Consider the following 4,610-nt stretch of genomic DNA (forward strand, 5'->3'; position numbering starts at 1 on the left):
CCGTGCTGGAAGGTGCAGATGGTGTCAATACGGTAATGGTGGAGGCGTTTCTGCAGGTCAATGTCGCCCGCTGCAGTGCAGCGGTCTCACCGCCCCAACCGGGCCACCGCAGTGCGCCCCGCCAGGCGTCCTGCCCGGTTCGCGCCGACCGTGGACGCCGTCGACCCGTAACCGACGAGCAGGACGCGGGGATCCTTCGCCACAGACACCTCATCGGCCATGAGGATCCCGCCACCGGGTTCCCGCAGGTGCAGGGGAGCGAGATGGGTCAGGGCAGGTCGGAAACCGGTGTTCCAGAAGACGGTGTCGAACGTCTCGGCATGCCCGGGTGGGAAGGGGTCCCAGCTGGCCGGTTGTTCCAGGCCGGCGGCGTCCTCCAGTGCTCGCGCGGAGACCGAACCCCACACCGCACCGTCGGGGGTGAACCTTTCCACCATCCCTCGGGAGACCAGGATCCCGGCGTCCACCGCCGCCAGGTACTCCGGCAACTGCGGGATGCCGGTGTTGCGCACCACCGATTCCGGACGCCGTCCCTGCGTTGTCGCGTCGCGGACGCGTTCCTCGACCTTGTAGCCCCAGCGCGGGTCGAACTGTTCCGGGGTGAAGTTCGGTGGCCGTCGCGTCGCCCAGACAGTGGAGTCCGCTCCGCCCAGGGTGTTCAACTCCAGCAGGAACTGCACCGCGGACAGGCCACCGCCGATGACGAGGACGCGAGCCCCCGCGAAATCCTCTTTCCGCACGTAGTCGGCGGTGTGGAGCTGCCGCCCGGTGAAGGACGCGATGCCCGGGGTGTACGGGATGTACGGGTGGGTCCAGGTACCGGTCGCGTTGAGCAGCAGGCCCGTGCGCAGGGTGGTGCAGGTGTCGCCGGTATCGCCACCGCCGTCACCGCACAGGACAGTGAGTTCGAGGTCGGCGTCCGCTGCGGCTCCGGTGCTGTGCACCGCGACGACCCGTACCGGGCGCACCACCCGCAGGCCGAACGTCTCCTCATAGGCGCCGTAGTAGTCACTGACCAGCCGGGACGCCGGGACCTGCGGGTCCGGCCGTTCCATGGGTAACCCCGGAAGGTCGGCGATGCCGTGGGCCTTGCCGAGGGTCAAGGAGTCCCACCGGTGGCGCCAGGCCCCGCCGGGGCCGTCGTCGGCGTCCAGGACCAGGAAGTCCGTGCCCGGGACGAGACTGCGGCGGACCAGTTCATGGGTGGCGGCGAGCCCCGCCTGACCCGCGCCGACGATGACGGCCGGGACGCGGTCAGGGAGATCTGTCATGGCTCCGACAGTAGTGACGCCACTACTTCCGCAGTTCCTGAAGGACCTTTTCGTCGGTCTTGTAGCTGCCGTGCTCGTTGCCGAGATCGCCGTCGAGCAGGCCCCACAGGCTACCCGCGAGGTCCTCACCGTCGTCGATCAGCTTTCCGACCGGGCCGAGCGCGTCCTTGGCACGGTCCCACGCTCCGCGGGCGGCGGGGTCCCTGCCGTTGACGTAGTCGGCGCCCCAGTCCCGGTCGGCGGGGTCGGCCCCGTGGATCTGCGGTTCATCCGCCATGAGCCCGATCACGTCCCCCGGGTTCTTGTGGACGTGCACCTCGGCGTGCCCGTCGAGGGCGCGCAGATTGAGGTCGTCGGCGGAGTCCGCCGTCATGCCGGGACTGCCCAGGAGATGGATCCGGTCCGCCTCCAGCGGCAGGATGTCGTCTCCGGCCGCCTCATCGATGACGCGGGTGCCGTAGCTGTGGCCGACGATGCTCAGCTCGGCATCCGGGTTCCGCTCCCGCAACGCTGACTGGTGGGCGCGCAGCGTCGGCCCGGCGGCCTCGGCGCGACCACTGAACGCCGCGCCGAGGAGGTTGGTCGGTGGCGACCAGTCACGCCAGACGACAGTCGCCTGCCCGGGGCCGGTGAACCTCCCCGCGAAAGCGGTCGCGTCCTTCAGTCCGGACACGCCTCCTGACCCGGTTCCGGAGACCACGGTGGTGATCTTGTCCGCGGTGTCGATGTCGCCGAGGACGGTGCCCAGTCGCCCGCCGTCCATGGTCATCTCCACCCCGACCTCCGCCGGGTCGAGCCCCCGGCCACGCAGTTCCCTGACCGCTTCCCCGGCGATCTCCAGCACCTGCTCCCGCCCCTCCGGGGTGAGGGACGCGTCGAGCGCCCGGTCGATGCGCACCCCGTCGGCGATGCCGTCCGGGGATTCCACGGACTTCCCGCGTGCGCCCGGGAAGACGGCGCCCGGGGTGCCCTTCCCACCGGTATCGAACAGGACGGCGGCGGTGACCGCGGCGGCGGCCCCGGCATCGGCGGCGGCCACGGCCGTCATCGCCCCCCGGAGTGCCACGGTGAACCCGGTCTCTGCCGCATCCACTGCGGCGCCCGTCCCGGGCAGGATGTCCAGGGCCAGCATCCCCACCCCGGCGGCACCCATCCTCCCTGAGGTCACCCGGCCGTTGCCGTGCACGGTCATACCGACGCCCTCGGCGAGGGCGATGGTCGTCTTCACGATGGCCTGGGTGACAGTGAGGAAACTGCAGTGCCCGTCCACCAGGCCGGACACCGTGTCAGCGGTACCACTGATCCCCCGGAGCTGCCCGGAGGTGGCAGCCAGTCGGGTGCGCATGCTGTCCGAGGCGGAGCCCTCCCACTCCGGGAAGTCCGCTACGAGGTCCAGGCCGGTGGCGACGGACCCTGTTTCAGTGCCCGCGACGGACCAGCGGTCCGACACCATGGACGCCGCGGCCACCGGTGCGTCGGCGATATCCATGATCCTCATGGCTGAGCTACTCTCGGTGCCACTTCCGGTGCTACTTCCGGTGCCCCCTCCGGTACCCCGCAGAGGGACTCTCCGGAATCAGAGTCCGCGGTACGCACCGCCTCGGCGAAGATACGCAGACTGTCCGCGGCAGACTCCACGGATGCCCCTTCCGTGGTCGTGGCACGACCGACGGTGACTGCGGCGAGCGCCAGGGCCTTCGCCGCGAGCCCGCCGGGCAGCGCACTCGCCGGCGCGACACCGGTGAACGGCAGTCGTTGCCCTGCCGTGCCCAACCGGTCCCCGTACCCTGCCAGCTCGCCGACCGCCCGGTCGATGTTCTCCGGTCTGACCCGGAGAACCCCTGTCCCCGATGGTCCCGCCTGCCCTGCCCCGTGTGTCATGACCCCTCCCGGTGTCCTGTGGTCCGTCCGGTCCGCCCCGTCGGCGGGTGCCGGTGCGACTGGACCGTATCGGCGGGCCCCGAACACGTCAATGTTCGCCGGTAAACCTGTGGACAACTCTCTCCCGGTTCGACGCACCCCCTGTGGACAACGCGCGGGACCGGGCGGCGCCCAACCCCGGAGCGTCCCCGGATCTACCCTGTGATCTGCATTGCTGTCCGCAGCGCCAGCAGAGCCACCCCGATTCCCAGTAGTGCGGTGCCGGTCAGCCGCAGCCGGTCGTCCCACGGGGCGACCGCGTTGCGGGAACGCAGGATGAACAGTGCTGCGACGAGGAGGCAGGCGACAGGGATGAGGATCACGGCGTCCACCCTAACCGCCGGTCAGCCCAGCCGGCCCTCCAACCGGTCGATGTAGTCCCGGCTCACCGCGTCCAACCCGGTGAAACTGACCGACTTGCCGCGACGGGCGTACTGCCCACGCACGCCCTGCAGTGCGGCGACGGTGGAGGAGTCCCACACGGTCGTTCCGGAGAAGTCGACCGTGACCCGGTCGGGGTCACCGGTGTAGTCGAACTGGTACACCAGGTCGTTCGAGGACGCGAAGAACAGCTGACCCTCCACCCGGTAGGCGCCGTCCCCGGTCCGCTCTACCCGGGTGAGGTGCGCGACGCGCCGGGCGAAGCCGACCATCGCGGTGAGTACACCGAGAATGACGCCGATGGCGAGGTTGTCGGTGACGACGGTGGTGACGACGGTGACCAGGAGGACGATGGTCTCGGATACCGGCATGACGCGCAGCGTGCGCACTGAGTTCCAGTCGAAGGTGGTGATCGCGACGACGATCATCACCGCCACCAGGGCGGCCATCGGGATCCTGCCGACGCTGTCCGAGAGGCTCACGGACAGGATGATGAGGAAGGCCCCGGCCATGAAGGAGCTGATCCGGGTGCGGGCCCCGGCCTGTTTCACGTTGATCATCGTCTGGCCGATCATCGCGCAGCCGCCCATGCCGCCGAAGAAGCCGGTGACGATGTTCGCCACGCCCTGGCCGAAGGTCTCACGGGTCTTGTCGGAGTGGGTGTCGGTGAGATCGTCGACGAGCTTCGCGGTGAGCAGGGACTCCATCAGCCCCACCAGGGCCAGTGCCAGGGCGTAGGGGGCGATGACGCCCAGGGTGTCGAGGTTCCAGGGGATGTCGGGGACGCCGAGCCCGGGGAAGGCGCCGGGTAGCTCACCCTGGTCGCCGACGGTCGGCACGTCGATGGAGAAGGTCACCACGGCGAGGGTGATCAGCAGGATGGACGCCAGGGGCGCGGGCACGCGGGTGGTGATCCTCGGGAAGAGGGCCATGATCGCGAGCCCGGCGACGACGAGGGGGTAGACGGCCCAGGGCACGTCGATGAGGTTGTCGAGCTGGGCGGTGAAGATGAGGATCGCCAGGGCGTCCACGAAGCCG

The 4,610-nt window shown here is 69.9% G+C and carries 5 protein-coding genes; all 5 read right to left on the reverse strand.

The genetic code is table 11. The annotated features are described in order from the left end of the window. Nucleotides 1-86: 86 nt before the first annotated feature. Entirely contained in the window at nucleotides 87-1,271 is a 1,185-nt protein-coding gene (locus QZV72_RS12760; protein ID WP_297008960.1) for an FAD-dependent oxidoreductase, read from the reverse strand. A 22-nt stretch (nucleotides 1,272-1,293) separates the two neighbouring features. Then, nucleotides 1,294-2,769: an alpha/beta hydrolase gene (locus tag QZV72_RS12765; protein ID WP_297008961.1), complete on the reverse strand. Its 1,476-nt coding sequence runs from the start codon at nucleotides 2,767-2,769 to the stop codon at nucleotides 1,294-1,296. Next, nucleotides 2,766-3,152: a hypothetical protein gene (locus tag QZV72_RS12770; RefSeq protein WP_297008962.1), complete on the reverse strand. Its 387-nt coding sequence runs from the start codon at nucleotides 3,150-3,152 to the stop codon at nucleotides 2,766-2,768. The genes QZV72_RS12765 and QZV72_RS12770 overlap by 4 nt, the downstream gene beginning before the upstream one ends. Before the next feature lie 194 nt (nucleotides 3,153-3,346). Beyond that, the gene (locus QZV72_RS12775) at nucleotides 3,347-3,514 is read right to left on the reverse strand and encodes a hypothetical protein (RefSeq protein ID WP_297008963.1); all 168 of its coding nucleotides are present in this window, start codon (nucleotides 3,512-3,514) and stop codon (nucleotides 3,347-3,349) included. A 21-nt stretch (nucleotides 3,515-3,535) separates the two neighbouring features. Continuing rightward, a partial coding sequence (locus tag QZV72_RS12780; RefSeq protein ID WP_297008964.1) for a SulP family inorganic anion transporter occupies nucleotides 3,536-4,610 on the reverse strand: 1,075 nt, incomplete at its 5' end.

It is taken from the genome of uncultured Corynebacterium sp. (assembly GCF_902782855.1).
In the GTDB taxonomy this organism is placed as follows: domain Bacteria; phylum Actinomycetota; class Actinomycetes; order Mycobacteriales; family Mycobacteriaceae; genus Corynebacterium.

What these genes read in the sequence shown, in the direction of transcription:
- QZV72_RS12760 (WP_297008960.1), bottom strand. Translation starts at nt 1,271, where the DNA reads ATGACAGATCTCCCTGACCGCGTCCCGGCCGTCATCGTCGGCGCGGGT.
- QZV72_RS12765 (WP_297008961.1), bottom strand. Translation starts at nt 2,769, where the DNA reads ATGAGGATCATGGATATCGCCGACGCACCGGTGGCCGCGGCGTCCATG.
- QZV72_RS12770 (WP_297008962.1), bottom strand. Translation starts at nt 3,152, where the DNA reads ATGACACACGGGGCAGGGCAGGCGGGACCATCGGGGACAGGGGTTCTC.